General features: G+C 66.9%; 13 protein-coding genes. 4 read left to right on the top strand and 9 right to left on the bottom strand.

From position 1 onward, the window contains the following. Nucleotides 1–22 precede the first annotated feature (22 nt). Nucleotides 23–856, bottom strand: a complete 834-nt coding sequence (locus DESTE_RS09460) for a redoxin domain-containing protein (RefSeq protein WP_084559420.1) — start codon at nucleotides 854–856, stop codon at nucleotides 23–25. Nucleotides 857–907: 51 nt separating this feature from the next. Further along, the gene (locus tag DESTE_RS09455; protein WP_245590792.1) at nucleotides 908–1,612 is read right to left on the bottom strand and encodes a peroxiredoxin family protein; all 705 of its coding nucleotides are present in this window, start codon (nucleotides 1,610–1,612) and stop codon (nucleotides 908–910) included. A gap of 165 nt (nucleotides 1,613–1,777) precedes the next feature. On the opposite strand from DESTE_RS09455, the gene DESTE_RS09450 reads away from it, so the two are divergent. Next, complete coding sequence (locus DESTE_RS09450) at nucleotides 1,778–2,773, top strand: DMT family transporter (RefSeq protein WP_245590791.1); 996 nt, start codon at nucleotides 1,778–1,780, stop codon at nucleotides 2,771–2,773. Nucleotides 2,774–3,015: 242 nt separating this feature from the next. Next, nucleotides 3,016–3,597: a hypothetical protein gene (locus DESTE_RS09445; protein WP_156925312.1), complete on the top strand. Its 582-nt coding sequence runs from the start codon at nucleotides 3,016–3,018 to the stop codon at nucleotides 3,595–3,597. A gap of 230 nt (nucleotides 3,598–3,827) precedes the next feature. Here the strand turns inward: DESTE_RS09445 and pspC are convergent, their stop codons facing one another. From pspC to pspA, 3 genes are all read right to left on the bottom strand, one after another. Then, nucleotides 3,828–4,379, bottom strand: a complete 552-nt coding sequence (gene pspC / locus DESTE_RS18400; protein WP_342665703.1) for an envelope stress response membrane protein PspC — start codon at nucleotides 4,377–4,379, stop codon at nucleotides 3,828–3,830. Continuing rightward, nucleotides 4,376–4,699, bottom strand: a complete 324-nt coding sequence (gene pspB, locus DESTE_RS09435; protein ID WP_035067175.1) for an envelope stress response membrane protein PspB — start codon at nucleotides 4,697–4,699, stop codon at nucleotides 4,376–4,378. Before pspB ends, pspC begins: the two co-directional genes overlap by 4 nt. A gap of 280 nt (nucleotides 4,700–4,979) precedes the next feature. Beyond that, nucleotides 4,980–5,711 carry a phage shock protein PspA gene (pspA, locus tag DESTE_RS09430; RefSeq protein ID WP_035067173.1) on the bottom strand — a complete coding sequence of 244 codons (732 nt, stop codon included), beginning with the start codon at nucleotides 5,709–5,711 and terminating at the stop codon, nucleotides 4,980–4,982. A gap of 188 nt (nucleotides 5,712–5,899) precedes the next feature. Here pspA and DESTE_RS09425 point away from each other — a divergent pair, with 188 nt between their 5' ends. Next, nucleotides 5,900–7,219 (top strand): sigma 54-interacting transcriptional regulator, encoded by a 1,320-nt coding sequence (locus tag DESTE_RS09425; protein WP_035067170.1) that lies wholly within the window; start codon nucleotides 5,900–5,902, stop codon nucleotides 7,217–7,219. Nucleotides 7,220–7,303: 84 nt separating this feature from the next. Next, on the top strand, nucleotides 7,304–9,271 hold the full coding sequence (locus DESTE_RS09420) for a molybdopterin biosynthesis protein (RefSeq protein ID WP_051384405.1): 1,968 nt from the start codon (nucleotides 7,304–7,306) through the stop codon (nucleotides 9,269–9,271). 221 nt (nucleotides 9,272–9,492) lie between these two features. On the opposite strand, the gene leuB is transcribed toward DESTE_RS09420, so the two are convergent. The 4 genes from leuB to DESTE_RS09400 all read right to left on the bottom strand — a co-directional run bounded on the left by leuB (nucleotide 9,493) and on the right by DESTE_RS09400 (nucleotide 14,160). Next, a complete protein-coding gene (gene leuB, locus DESTE_RS09415) occupies nucleotides 9,493–10,569 on the bottom strand; it encodes a 3-isopropylmalate dehydrogenase (protein ID WP_035067167.1) in 1,077 nt (358 codons plus the stop codon). A 242-nt stretch (nucleotides 10,570–10,811) separates the two neighbouring features. Beyond that, nucleotides 10,812–11,303, bottom strand: a complete 492-nt coding sequence (locus DESTE_RS09410; RefSeq protein WP_035067164.1) for a 3-isopropylmalate dehydratase small subunit — start codon at nucleotides 11,301–11,303, stop codon at nucleotides 10,812–10,814. Nucleotides 11,304–11,358: 55 nt separating this feature from the next. Beyond that, nucleotides 11,359–12,615 (bottom strand): 3-isopropylmalate dehydratase large subunit, encoded by a 1,257-nt coding sequence (gene leuC / locus DESTE_RS09405; RefSeq protein ID WP_035067161.1) that lies wholly within the window; start codon nucleotides 12,613–12,615, stop codon nucleotides 11,359–11,361. Further along, nucleotides 12,616–14,160 carry a 2-isopropylmalate synthase gene (locus DESTE_RS09400; RefSeq protein ID WP_035067158.1) on the bottom strand — a complete coding sequence of 515 codons (1,545 nt, stop codon included), beginning with the start codon at nucleotides 14,158–14,160 and terminating at the stop codon, nucleotides 12,616–12,618. Nucleotides 14,161–14,272 lie beyond the last annotated feature (112 nt).

The raw sequence follows: 14,272 nt of genomic DNA, 5'->3' as shown, positions 1-14,272 counted from the left end.
GCGTTGGTGATGCCGGGGCAGGCTAGGGCGCGGGCAGTGCGTCCAGCGCCCGCAGGATGATGTCCAGAGGGGGGCGCTTGTTCACGTCGGATACGTGAATGTGCCGGATGATGCCCTGCCTGTCGATGATGACAAGGGCACGCTCCGTCGTGCCGTCGCTGCGCAGCAGGCCGTAGGATGCGGCAACCGCGCCGTGCGGCCAGAAGTCGGACAGCACCGGAAACCATACGCCACTGGCCGGACTGCCAGCGGTGTTGCCGGTAGCGCGGGGGGGCGCAGAGGACTGGCCCGCGCCGTCACCGCCAGCATCGTGTCCCCCGGCGTTGCCATTGCCGGGCATGCGTTCGCCCATTTCCCGGGTCCAGGCGTACAGCGAGGGCAGGTTGTCGGTGGTGATGCCCAGCAGTACCGCGCCGCGTCGTTCGAATTCCTCGCGGGCGATGTTGTAGCCCGGCCATTGCCCGGAACAGACCGGGGTGAACGCGGCAGGCACGAACGAGAGCACCACGGCACGCTTGCCCCGGAAGTCGGACAGCCGGATTGTGCCGGTGTCGGGGCCGCTGGCCGGTGTGTACGGGCCGGGCAGGGCGGGCAGGGCGAAGTCGGGCGCGGGGTCGCCCACGGCCACCTTCAGCACGCTGTCCACCGGCTTGCGGGGTGCCTCGGGGTAGATCAGGTCCTGCAGTCCCACGGCCCGCGCTGGCGTGGCGGCGGACAAGCCCCCCAGCAGGACCAGGACCAGGGCGACCGCAGCCAGCACGCGGGCAGGCAGACGGTGGACACAGGCGGGGCACGGGCGGGGCAGCCCGGTGTGGATGGGCCGCCTGGGCGCGGAATATCCGGTCTTGTGCAGCATGGCGGTTACCTTTCGCGGGGTGGTGGCAAGGGGGACGCCTGCCCGCCGGAATCAGTCGTTGCGCCGGGCGATGGCGGAAAGTTCGTCCAGAAAGGCCTGCGGCGAGGCCATGCGGCCCGTGCGCGAGAACAACGTGGCAGGGGCCGCGCGGTTTTTCAGCGAAACCAGAAAGAAATGCGGCGTGCCGGGTTCGCCTACCTGTTCATGCACGATCAGGTCCGGGTCGGCGAACAGGGGGATGGTCACGCCGTAGCGTTCGCGGAACAGGTCCACTTCCATGGGGGTGTTGCCCGCGCCCACGCCGATGATCGTGATGCGATTCTTCAGGGGCGATGCGGCCAGCAGTTCGGCAAGGCGGTTCATGTGCGGCGTCTCGCGCTGGCAGTGCGGGCAGTACATGCTGAAGATTTCGATGAGCACCAGCGGCGCCGTACTTCCCGAGGCCGGGTGGATGTCCGAGAGCTTCCACGGTCCCTCGCCGGAAAGGCCCAGCGCGGTCAGTTGGGCGGGCAGGGCGGCGTTTTCCAGGGGGATATCCGGAAAGGGGGTACTGGCAGGAACCGGCTCCGCCAGGGTGGGCGCGGCGCAGGCGGGCAACAGCGCCAGCAGGGCGGCCAGCAGCAGGGCGCGCAGCAGCGGCAGGAGAGCGACCGTTGAGCGCGGCTGGCGAACGAGCGAGGGGCATGGCGCCGGCCGTACTGTTGCTGCGGTCTGAGTGTCCGTGTGCGGTGCGGCCGGGGTATGGTAGATGGGCATGACGGTCTCCGGTTCTGGCGATGCGTAGTGCCACCAAGCATACAGCAGGAATCCGGATTGCGCAAAGGCGCTGTCCATTGCATTCGGTCCGGCATCGGGTGCAGGGTAGCGCCACCATTGGCATTGTCTGTCCGGCGATGCTAGTACTCGCGGCAGGAGATGCACATGACCACTATCCACGGCAGTTCGTCTGGCGGCACGACGGGTTCGAGTGGCTCGTCGGCTGGCTCCGCGACTGTGCCGCCTGTTTCGTCTGGCACTGGCGGGCAGAGCCCCGACCAGCGCAAGGCCTATCTGTACGGCATTGCCACGGTGGCCATCTGGTCCACGGTGGCCACGGCCTTCAAGCTGGCCCTGCGTCAACTGGATCCGTTGCAGCTGCTGCTGGTGTCCACGTCGGTTTCGCTGCTGGTGCTGACGGCCATCCTGCTGGTCCGTCATGGTGCGCGCGGGCTGGTCCGCGAACTGGCGGCCACGCCCCGGCGTGAAGTGCTGCGCGCCGCGCTGCTGGGGGTGCTGAACCCCTTCGCCTACTACATCGTGCTGTTCAAGGCGTATGCATTGCTGCCCGCGCAGGTGGCCCAGCCGGTGAATTATACCTGGGCCATTACCCTGACGCTGCTTTCCGTACCGCTGCTGGGGCACCGGGTGACCCGGCGCGAGTTGCTGGCCGTGGCCGTGAGCTATGCCGGGGTGGTGGTCATCGCCACGCGCGGCGACGTGACCGCGCTGGCCGGGGGCAACGTGACCGGGGTGGCGCTGGCGCTGGTGAGCACGGTGATCTGGGCGCTGTACTGGATTGGCAATGCGCGCAGCCCGCTGGAGCCGGTGCTGGGGCTGTTCTGCAACTTTGCGGCGGGGTTGCCGCTGGTGCTGGCGGCCACGTGCATTTTCTCCACGCTGCCGCTGCAGGCGGAACTGCTGCCGGGGCTTGCCGCTGCCGCGTACGTGGGGGCGTTCGAGATGGGCATTGCCTTCGTGTTCTGGCTGAAGGCCATGCGGCTGACGGCGTCTGCGGCGCGCATCGGCAACCTGATCTTCTTTTCGCCGTTTCTGTCGCTGGTGTTCATTGCGCTGCTGCTGGGCGAGCGGATACTGCCCACCACGCTGGCGGGGTTGGTGCTTATCGTGGCGGGCAACCTGTTGCAGCGCCGGAAGTAAACGGAAAAACCCCGCCGAAGCGGGGTTTGTTTTCAAGAGCTTGGGGACATCATCGGCACAGGGCCAAGAGGGGTTGCTCCCAAGCGTTGCGCAGTAAATTTAACCACGGGGGCATGTCTTTGCAAGGGGTATTTCCACTATTCATTGAGGGCGTGCTTTCCGAAGAACGGTTGCGGGCATATCGACGATATCCTGGGGATACGGATGTTGACGCAGTGCTCAGGTATCTTTGGAATACCGAATTGAGCGCATCGTTTTACGCACCCCTTCAGCATCTTGAAGTGGCGCTACGCAACGCGATGCATGAGGCGCTGACGGTTAAATATGGCACGGAGTTCTGGTTTGACACCCCCGAGCTTTTACATGCGTTTCAAGTGGAGCAGGTAGACAAGGCGCGGCGCAAGATAGGCCTTCCGGTAGGGTATGGGGCGGGGAAAATTATTGCCGAACTTGAATTTGGCTTCTGGACGGCGTTGCTGCACAAGAAATACGCTCCGAGTCTCGTGCCCGTGCTGATGAAGGATGCTTTTCGCTGTGTGGAAAAAGGGTGCCGCACCCGCGAGTTTTTAAGCGAGGCCTTGAACAAGGCGCGAATGCTCAGGAACAGGATATTTCATCATGAGCCGATTTGGTATTTCAGGGATTTGCCAGACCAGCACATGAGGATTCTGCAATTGATCCTGTGGGTAAGCCCTTCGCTGTTTCGTATAGCGCTGCTCACGGACCGGTTTTCTTGTGTTTACAAGGCGGGAACACATCCGTTCCATGTTGGAGTATTGGGCATGGTCCTTGAGCACGGGGACGGGCTGGCGTCCGGCAATTAGGCCCGCCGCACGTATGCAGGCAGGGTCGGTGGTGTCGTCCATGCCGTTGTAGTGAACACCCTTTTCCAACGACGACGGGGACGAGAACTTTCGCCCTCGCCCCCGTCCGGAGACGCCTCTCCATCCCTAAGGACTATGCTGTCCGGAACCGCCCGGCCTGTGCGCCGTCCAGTGCGGCACGCTTCCCGCGTCTCCGCCTTTTTCGCGCCAGCGCCCACCGCGCCCCGGCGCTATCGCTGTGCGCCGAACCTGCGGTCCCAGTCGAAATCTCTTCTCGTGACCACATCCTCCATGCGGCGGATGCGGCCTTCCAGTCGGTCGAACTTTTCCTTCAGCCTGCGCAGGGCCTCGCCGCGCGAAGACACGTAGCTGCCGTAGAAGTCACGCTCGCCCGCGTCCGCCGGTTGCAGCACCGGGCGCGGCTTCATCACCAGCCCGGCCAGCACGTACAGCCCCACCACGGGCCAGAACCCGGTGAACAGGGCCGCAGCCACGAACAGCGCGCGCACCATGAATACCGACATTCCGAAATGTTGCGCAAGCCCTTTGCACACCCCCATCAACTTGCCGTCGCGGGCGCGGTACAGGGTGCGGGGGCCACGGTCATGCCAGGCATCCCGCCCGCCGTGCAATCCATCCCAGGCGTCTTCCTGATGCGAGCCTGACGCATGCTTGTCTGACCGATACGCGCCCTCGCAGCCCGCCCCGTTGGGGCAATGCCGCCCGCCCCGGCCCCAGCCGGGGCGCTTGCCGAATCTGTCGTTGTGGCCGTCCATGGTCATTCCCTCCCCTGCCCGCGGGGGGCATCGCGTCCGGCGTCATGCCGGGCCCGTCCCGCCGTGCCGTCCGGATCGAGCAGCAGCGTTTCCAGCGCCTCCACCCGTTCCTCCATGCGGCCCATGGCCCGGTACATCTCCTGGATCATCCGGGCCTCGTCGTCGTGCGCCGGGGTGGCCCCCTCGCGGGTGCGCAGCAGGCGGTACAGGATGGCCAGCAGCAGCACGGCCACCAACGCGGGCAATACCATGAACCAGAACATCATGACCGGTCCCAACTGCGCCATGACGGCGAACATTTCCTCGAACATGTATGGCTCATGCATGCGTGGCCTCGAACTGTCGTGCCGCCGTGCGCCGGGGCGTGGCCCATGGCGCGGGCAGCGGGGTGGCAAGCCCGGATGGAATCGCGGACGTCAACACGTGCGGCGCAGGTGGTGCGGGCAGCGCGGTCCTCTGCGGGACGGCGCACGCCCCGTACCCGCCAGGGCGATGCCGCGCGGGCACCCAGCCTGGCCTCTGCGATCGCCAGACTAGCTTCTGCGACCGCCAGCCCGGCCTCTGCAACCTCCAACCTAGCTTCTGCAACCGGCGGGCGCAAGGCGGCTACTCCGCTGCGCCGGAAACTTCATCGGGGCGCGGGGTGACGTCGCCCTTGGCGGAACCGGTCGCACGCTCACCCACGCGGGCACGCAGGGCGGCCAGTTCGCGCTCCAGTTCATCGCGCGTTTCCATATCCGCGAAGGCGGCGTCCAGCCCGTTGCGGGCATCTGACGGCACGCGCACGGCGTCGGCTTCAGCCTCCATGTGCTCCACGCGGCGCTCCAGTTCCTCGAACCGGTGCATCACTTCCAGCGAGGCGGCGCGGCGCACGTCCTCGCGGGCCTGACGGCGCACCCGGGCGTGCACGTGGCGCTGCACCAGCATGCGCTGCTTGTCGCGCGCGGCGGCCAGCTTTTCGTCCAGCACGTCCATGTCGCCCTGGGTGCGGGCCACCAGCGCGTCGATCTCGTCCAGTTCGCGGCGCAGCGCGTCGGCGCGTTCGTTCTCGCGTCGGCGTTCCAGCAGCGCCTCGCGCGCAAGGTCCTCGCGCCCGGAGGTCACGGCCAGTTCGGCCCGGCGGTCCCAGCGGTCCACCTGATCCAGCACGCCGTCCAGTTCGCGGCGCACCCGGCGCGCCTCTGCCATGCTGGAGGCACACCCGGCCTTCAGTTCCACCAGCGTTTCCTCCATTTCGCGGATCATCAGCCGGACCAGCTTTTCCGGGTCTTCGGCCTTGTCCAGCATGGCGCTGATGTTGGAACTGACGATGTCCTTGAATCGAGAAAAGATACCCATGATCGCCTCCTGCGGTGCGTTGTGCATTCGTGCCAGCGGGAAAGCAGCAACCGTGCCAGTCGGCTCGCAGGAGGCAACCATGAGCAATCACTGGGAATGACCTCAACATGCCGGGCGATGCTCATCGCCTGCAAAATTGATTTATACCAATCTCTGGTGAAAATCACCAAAATATGGTTGAATCAACCATGCACGATCGCACTCGCGATGTCGCGTCGCCTGCACTGGCCGAGGCCATCGGTCAGTCGGACGCGTTTCTCGCCTTTCAGGAGGCGCTTTCTCGCGTGGCGCGCGTGGACAGGCCCGTGCTGCTGGTGGGTGAGCGGGGCACCGGCAAGGAGCTTGCCGCCGCGCGGCTGCACTACCTTTCTCCGCGCTGGCAGGGGCCGCTGGTGGTGCTGGACTGCGCGGCGCTGGCCCCCACCTTGGCCGAGGCAGAACTGTTCGGGCACGAGACCGGGGCCTTTACCGGGGCCGGGGCGCGCCGGGCCGGGCGTTTTGAAAGGGCAGACGGCGGCACGCTGTTTCTGGACGAGGTGGGCAACATTCCCGCCGGGGTGCAGGACAAGCTGCTGCGGGTGGTGGAATACGGCATGCTGGAACGGGTGGGCGGCACCCAGCCCGTGCGGGTGGACGTGCGCGTGGTGGCCGCCACCAACGCCGACCTGCCCGCCATGGTGGCGCAGGGAACTTTTCGCGCCGACCTGCTGGACCGCCTGAGCTTCGAGGTGCTGGCCGTGCCCCCCCTGCGCGAGCGGGGCGACGACGTGATCCTGCTGGCCCGCCATTTCGCGGCCAGCATGGCGGCGGAACTGGACCTGCCCTACACGCCCGCCCTGGCCCCCGCCGCCATGGCCCAACTGCTGGCCCACCCCTGGCCGGGCAACGTGCGCGAACTGCGCAACGCGGTGGAGCGGGCCGTGGCCCGGCTGGATGATGGCGGCATGGGGCCCGGCGACATGGGGCCCGGCGACATGGGGCCCGGCGACATGCGGCCCGGCGACATGCGGCCCGGCGACATGCGGTTGGACGACATGCGGTTGGACGACATGCGGTTGGACGACGCGCGGCGAGACGGTGCGAGACCGGCGGGCCGCGCACCGCGCATCGAACATTTCGACCTTGATCCTTTCGCGCGGCCGTGGCGGCAGGGACCGGCAGTCCCCCGCCCCGCCCCGGCCACGCAGCCCCCATCCTCCACGGGGGCCATGGCGGACGGTGCCGGGCCACGGCGCGGTCCCGGCACCGTACCGCCCGATGCTGCCCCATCCGATGCGTCCTCCTCGTCACTCCCCGGCGCGGCACTCCTCAACACTTCGCCCCTCATCGCCCGGCCCCTGCCCGGCGTCCCCCTGCCGGAGGCCGTCCGTCAGCTGGAACTTGCCGCCCTGCGCGCCGCCCTGGACCGCGCCCGGCACAACCGTAGGGTGGCTGCCGAGCTGTTGGGCATCTCGTATGATCAATTCCGTGGGTTGTACCGTCGTCACCGGCAGGATATGGAAACGTAACCGACCGTAACCGGTCGTAACCAGCCGTCACCACACCGCACCTCACCGCATCGCGCGCATACCGTCAGCACCAAGAGGCACGCCATGTCCCATCCCGATACCTTCGCCACCGTCGCCACCCGCAACATCTACCTTGAAACTTTGCCCATCGCGGAAGCCGTGGCCCGTGCCCGCGCGGCGCTGGACCGCACCACGCTGGTCCGCGCAGAAACCGTGGGCTCGCACGAGGCCGCCGGGCGGGTGCTGTCCGAGGCGGTGTACGCGCGCTACTCCTCGCCCACCATGCACAGCGCGGCCATGGACGGCATTGCCGTGCGCGCGGCGGACACCTTTGCCGCGCGCGAAGGCCATCCCGTGGCCCTGCGCCGGGGCGATAGCTATCACCCGGTCAACACCGGTCACCCCATGCCTGAAGGGTGTGACGCCGTGGTGATGATCGAGCATGTGGCCCAGGTGGATGCGGATACGGTGGAGATAGAGGCCCCGGCCTTTCCGTGGCAGCACGTGCGGCGCATTGGCGAGGACATCGTGGCAACGGAACTGCTGTTCCCGCGCAACCACCGACTGGCCGCCTGCGACGTGGGCGCGCTGCTGTCCGGCGGCATCTGGGACGTGCAGGTGTGGGAGCGGGTGCGCATGCGCATCATCCCCACCGGCGACGAGGTGCTGGACTTCACCACCAGGCCGGAACCGGGCGCGGGGCAGGTGGTGGAATCCAATTCGCAGGTGCTGGCGGCCATGGCCCGCGACATGGGCTGCATCGTGGAACGCATTCCCCCGGTGCCGGACAACCCGGACACCCTGCGCGCCGCCCTTGCCCGCAGTCTGGACGACGGCATGCACGTCACCGTGCTGTGTGCGGGGTCGTCGGCGGGCAGCAAGGACTTCACCCGCCAGATCATCGCGGCGGAAGGCCGGGTGCTGGTGCACGGCATTCAGGCCATGCCCGGCAAGCCTTCGCTGCTGGGCGAATGCCGGGGGCGGCTGGTGGTGGGTGCGCCCGGCTACCCCGTCAGCGCGGTGGTCTGCTTTGACGAACTTGTGGCCCCGCTGGTGGCGTGGATGGGCCGCACCGTGCCCGCTGACAGGCCCGCCGCCGATGTGCACCTGACGCGCAAGGTGCCGTCCAAGCTGGGGGTGGAGGAATTCGTGCGGCTGGCCGTGGGCCGCGTGGGCAACCGGCTGGTGGGCACCCCGCTGGGGCGCGGCGCGGGCAACATCACCACGCTGTCGCGGGCGCAGGCCGTGGCCCGCGTGCCCGCCCTGTCCGAGGGCGCCACCGAGCACGAAGTGCTGCGCGCCCGGCTGACCGTACCCGAGGCGGTGCTGGATTCCATTCTGGTCTGCGTGGGCAGCCACGACAACACGCTGGACGTGCTGGCCGACGAACTGATGGGCGGCGAGCGGCCCTTCCGGCTCATCTCAACCCATGTGGGCAGCATGGGCGGCATCACCGCGCTACGCGGCGGCTCGTGCCACTTTGCCGGGGCGCACCTGTTCGACCCGGAAACGGGCGACTTCAATTTTCCCTTTCTGGACAAGTACCTGCCGGACATGGACGTGCGGGTGGTGAACCTGGCCATCCGGCATCAGGGGCTTATCGTGGCGGCGGGCAACCCGAAGAATATCCGGAGGGTGGAGGACCTTGCGCGCTCCGACGTGCGGTTCATCAACCGCCAGCGCGGCGCGGGCACGCGCATCCTGCTCGACTGGCACCTGGGGCAGGCGGGCATAGCGCCTTCTCTGGTGCAGGGGTACGACAAGGAAGAATTCACCCACATGGCCGTGGCCGTGAACGTGCTGACCGGCGCGGCGGACTGCGGCCTGGGCATCCACGCCGCGGCGCGGGCGCTGGGGTTGGACTTCGTGCCGCTGGCGCGCGAACGCTACGACATCGTGATTCCTGCCGTGCACATGGACGACGCACGGGTGCAGGGCATGCTGGCCCTGCTGCGGGACGAGCGGTTCCTGAAGCGGGTCGAGGCCATGGGCGGGTACGAGACGACACTGTCCGGCAGGGTGATGGAGAAAGGTATGGGGCTTGAGGGGTAGCGGGAGTTCTGTTGACAGGCGGAAAGGCGGCGCGCCTTGTTGGGGACTGCCTTCGCAGAAGCCGTAGTCAACAAGGCCCGACACTTCTTTTTCCCCTCTCCCTGCCTTCCTCCCCCCCAAAAAAACAAACGCGTTGCCGTTGCAACCTCTGCAACGGCAACGCGCCATTCTTTTTCTCGAATCGGGTTACGCCCGCATGTCGGGCCATGCCCGCGCGGGCATTACACCCGTTCGGTCACCAGATTGCCCATGCTCACGGTGCCGACAAGCGTCTTGCCTTCTTCCATGATGTCGCCGGTGCGGTACCCTTCGCGCAGCACGCCGCTGACGGCCTGCTCGATGGCCACGGCTTCCTTCTCCAGGCCGAAGGTGTAGCGCAGCATCATGGCCACGGAAAGGATGGTGGCCACGGGGTTCGCCTTGTTCTGCCCGGCGATGTCCGGGGCGGAACCGTGGATGGGCTCGAAGATGCCGGGGCCGTCCGCACCCAGAGAGGCCGAGGGCAGCATGCCGATGGACCCGGTGATTACCGCCGCCTCGTCGGACAGGATGTCGCCGAACAGGTTCTCGGTGACGATGACGTCGAACTGGGCGGGCCAGCGCACCAACTGCATGGCCGCGTTGTCCACGTACATGTGGGTCAGTTCCACGTCGGGGTATTCCCTGGCCACCTCGATGACCACGGCGCGCCACAGGCGCGACACGGCCAGCACGTTGGCCTTGTCCACCGAGCAGACTTTCTTGTTGCGCTTGCGGGCCGCCTCGAAGGCAACACGGGCGATGCGGCGCACTTCTTCTTCATTGTAGATCATGGTGTTGTAGCTGGTGCGCAGGCCGTCACGCAGCTCTTCCTCGCACACCGGCTCGCCGAAGTAGACGCCGCCGGTCAGCTCGCGCACCACCATCACGTCCAGGCCCTGCGCGGCGATGTCGGCGCGCAGCAGGCAGGCCCCGGCCAGTTCGGGCAGCAGGGTGGCCGGGCGCAGGTTGGCGAACAGCCCCAGCGCCTTGCGGATGCCCAGCAGGCCCTTTTCCGGGCGGATGGCGGTGGGCAGCGTATCCCACTTGGGACCGCCCACGGCGCCCAGCAGCACGGCGTCCGCCGCCTTGCACGCGGCCACGGTGTCGTCCGGCAGGGGGCCGCCCGTGGCGTCGATGGCAGCGCCGCCGATGAGCGCATTGCTGTAGCTGACGGTGTGGCCGAACTTCTTGGCCACCTTGTCCAGTACCTTCACGGCCTGTTCCACGATTTCCGGGCCGATGCCGTCGCCCGGCATCAGGCAGATCTTCATGTCCATCTGGATATCCTTTCTCGATGACCGATGCGCGCTATGGGTGGTGCGGCGGCGTGGTGTAACGGCCCGCCGCCGCTCATTCTTCTGGCTATCTGGCCCGTTGGGCGCATGCACGTCCCCGAAAGCCGGGATTTTGTTCTCTGGCAAGGAAGGTGAGTTCCAGACGGTGGGAGCATATTTTTGTCATATGTGACCGCCGTACGGAGCGAGCCTGACGCAGCCAGAGGGCAAAAGCACGCTTTCGGCTAGGCCAGCCGCTCCTTGACGTAGGGGACAAGCCCGCCCTTATCCAGCAACTCCCGCATCGACGCAGGCAGCGGCGGGCAGGTGATGGTGGCCCCGGTGGTGCGGTTGGTGATCAGCCCCTTGGCCGCATCCACTTCCACGGTGTCGCCGTCGGCGATCTTGTCCACCTCGTCGCCCACTTCCAGCAGCAACAGCCCCATGTTGAAGGAGTTGCGGTAGAAGATGCGCGCAAAGCTGTGCGCAATGACCACGGGCATGCCCGCGCCCAGGATGGCAATGGGCGCATGCTCGCGCGACGAACCGCAACCGAAGTTGCGCCCCGCCACCATCACGTCGCCGGGCTTCACCCGTTTCACCCAGCCTTCCTCAAGGCCTGCCATGCAGTTCTCGCCCAGCTTCCTGGTGTCGGTGGTCACCAGAAAGCGCGCGGGGATGATGGCGTCGGTATCGATATGCTCGCCCACCTTGTGGGCGGTGCCGGTGTAGCTCATGATGCGTAAACCTCCATACGTGGCGTGTGGAACTGGCCCTGGCCTGCTGTGGGGCCTACAGGCTGCCGGGGTGGGCGATGATGCCCGCCACGGCGGATGCGGCGGCAACAGCCGGGCTTGCCAGATAGACTTCGGACTCCAGGCTGCCCATGCGCCCGCGGAAGTTGCGGTTGGTGGTGGCGATGGCGCGTTCGCCGTCGGCCAGAATGCCCATGTGCCCGCCAAGGCACGGCCCGCAGGTGGCAGGGCCCACGATGCATCCCGATTCCATGAAGGTCTCGATCAGCCCTTCCTTCAGGGCTTCCTTCCACACGCCGGGGGTGGCGGGCAGCACGATGCAGCGCACGCCCTTGGCCACCTTGCGGCCCTTCAGCACTTCCGCCGCCTCGCGCATGTCGCTGATGCGGCCATTGGTGCACGAGCCGATGACCACCTGGTCCAGGGTCACGCCCTGTACTTCACCCACGGGCTTCACGTTTTCGGGCAGGTGCGGGCAGGCCACCACCGGGTCCATGCCGGACACGTCGAAGGTCAGTTCGCGTTCATAGGTCGCGCCGGGGTCGGCGGACAGGGGGGCGTCCTTGCGGCCGCGCGCGGCGGTGTAGGCAAGGGTCTTGGCATCGGCGGCGAACAGGCCCACCTTGCCGCCCGCCTCGATGGCCATGTTGGCGATGGTCATGCGGCCTTCAACGGACAGGGCCTCGATGGCCGCGCCGTCGAATTCCAGCGCACGGTACAGCGCGCCGTCCACGCCGATCTCGCCGATCAGGCGCAGGATCAGGTCCTTCGCGCCCACCCACTTGGGCAGGGTGCCGGTGAAGGTGGCCCGGATGGTGGGCGGCACCTTGAACCACGTTTCGCCAAGGGCCATGGCCCCGGCCACGTCGGTGGACCCAAGGCCGGTGGCAAACGCTCCTAACCCTCCGTAAGTACAGGTGTGGCTGTCGGCCCCCACCACCACGTCACCGGGGCCGACCAGCCCCAGTTCGGGCAGCAGGGCGTGTTCCACGCCGCAGTCGCCGCCTTCGTAGTAGTGGGTGACGCCCATTTCCTTGGCGAATTCGCGGGTCAGCTTCACCTGCTGCGCCGAATCGATGTCTTTCTGCGGGGTGAAGTGGTCCATGACCAGCGCCACCTTGTCGCGATCGAACACCTTTTTCGCCCCCATGGCCCGGAAGGACTTGATGGCGAGCGGAGCGGTGATGTCGTTTGCCAGAGCCAGCGAGACGCGACAGCGGACGATCTGCCCCGCGGCCGTGATCGCCTCGTCGGTGTGCGCCTGCAGGATCTTCTGCGCAAGCGTGTGTGCCATCTAGATGCCCTCCTTCTCTTGCTCTTCTTCTTTCTTTGCCAAGCGGTTCAGCGCGTTCACGTACGCGCGGGCGCTGGCCAGTATGATGTCGGGGTCGGACCCGCGTCCGACCGCGCTGCTGCCGTTCTGTCGCAGGCGCACGGTGACTTCGCCCTGGGCGTCGGTGCCGCCGGTGATGGCGGTGACCGAATAGCGTTCAAGGCTGGGCGTGCGCCCCACTATTTCGCCGATGACGTTGAAGATGGCGTCCACCGGCCCCACGCCGAAGCCGGCGGCGCGCTTTGTCTCGCCCATGACGTCCATGACCACGGCGGCGGTGGGCGGCATGCCGGTGTCGCTGCACTGCACGGAAAGGTTCACCAGCCGGTACTGGTCGGGCAGGCGGTAGACCTCTTCAAGCACCAGCGCCTCGATGTCCTCGTCATAAATCTGCTTCTTCTTGTCCGCCAGCTTCTTCACCGCCTCGAACACGGTGGCAAGCTGGTCTTCCTCCAGCCGGTAGCCCAGTTCTTCCAGCTTGTTCTTCACGGCGTTGCGGCCCGAATGCTTGCCGATGACCAGGTCGGTCTTGGTCTTGCCGATGGATTCCGGCGTCATGATCTCGTACGTCTCGCGGTTCTTGAGCATGCCGTCCTGGTGGATGCCCGACTCGTGCGCGAAGGCGTTGGCGCCCACAATGGCCTTGTTGGGCGGAATGGGCTGGCCGATGATCATGGACAGCAGGCGGCAGGTGGGGAACAGCTGCTCGGTCGCCACGCCGCAGTCCAACTGGTAGAAGTCGCGCCGGGTGTGCAGGGCCATGACGATTTCCTCGAGCGATGCGTTGCCCGCCCGCTCGCCAATGCCGCTGATGGTCACTTCCGCCTGCCGGGCGCCCGCCTTCAGCGCGGCAAGGGTGTTGGCCACGCCCATGCCGAGGTCGTTGTGGCAATGCACGCTGAACACGGCCTTGTGGCTGTTCGGCGTGTGCTCGATGACGTACCTGATGAGCCGCCCGAATTCCTCGGGCTGGGCGTAGCCCACGGTGTCCGGCACGTTGATGGTGGTGGCCCCGGCGTTGATCACCGCCTCGAACACCCGCACCAGAAAGTCGGGGTTGGAGCGCGAGGCGTCTTCGGCGGAAAACTCCACGTTGCTGGTGTATTTGGCGGCATGGCGCACGGCAGCCACGGCCATTTCCACCACCTGGTCCGGTTCCTTGCGCAGCTTGTACTGCATGTGCACCGGCGAGGTGGCGAGAAAGGTGTGGATGCGCGGATTTTCGGCCACTTTCACGGCGTCCCATGCGCGGTCGATGTCGGCGGGCATGGCGCGGCACAGGCCCGCCACTTCCACGCCCTTCACGGCGCGGGCAATGGCCTGCACGGCCTCGAAGTCGCCCTGGCTGGATGCCGGGAACCCGGCTTCCATGATGTCCACACCCAGGGTTTCCAACTGGCGGGCCAGGCGGATCTTTTCCTGCAGGTTCATGGTGGCGCCGGGCGACTGTTCGCCATCGCGCAGGGTGGTGTCGAAAATGCGGATGCGACCGGATTCGATGGTCATGGTTCGTGCTCCTCTGGCTGCGGTCCGCGCCCGTTGTGGTTGGGGGCGGGACCATGGCGCTGATGCGCGGTCGTCACGTGCGGCGTGTGCGCCTGACGGATTGCTGCATCTG

Source organism: Nitratidesulfovibrio termitidis HI1 (genome assembly GCF_000504305.1).
GTDB classification, from domain to species: Bacteria; Desulfobacterota; Desulfovibrionia; order Desulfovibrionales; family Desulfovibrionaceae; genus Cupidesulfovibrio; species Cupidesulfovibrio termitidis.
This window is presented reverse-complemented; position numbering and strand designations above follow the sequence as displayed.